Source organism: Brevibacterium moorei, assembly GCF_024580735.1.
Lineage (GTDB): Bacteria > Actinomycetota > Actinomycetes > Actinomycetales > Brevibacteriaceae > Brevibacterium > Brevibacterium moorei.
In genome coordinates this window covers 1-250 of the sequence record NZ_JANIJX010000089.1, presented here as the reverse complement: position 1 = coordinate 250, position 250 = coordinate 1, and the positions used below count along the sequence as shown (strand labels likewise).

Annotated in this window: 1 rRNA gene; it reads left to right on the top strand. The window is 54.4% G+C overall.

The annotated features are described in order from the left end of the window. Window positions 1–250: ribosomal RNA gene (locus tag NQ034_RS16140) — 23S ribosomal RNA — on the top strand; the annotation flags it as partial.

Genomic DNA, 250 nt, shown 5'->3' with positions numbered 1-250 from the left:
TACCCGAAACCGACACAGGTAGTCAGGTAGAGAATACTAAGGTGATCGAGAGAATCGTGGTTAAGGAACTCGGCAAAATGCCCCCGTAACTTCGGGAGAAGGGGGGCCACCCATGTGAAGGACCTTTTCGGTCTGATGTGTGTGTGGTGGCCGCAGAGACCAGGGAGAAGCGACTGTTTACTAAAAACACAGGTCCGTGCGAAGCTGTAAGGCGATGTATACGGACTGACGCCTGCCCGGTGCTGGAAGG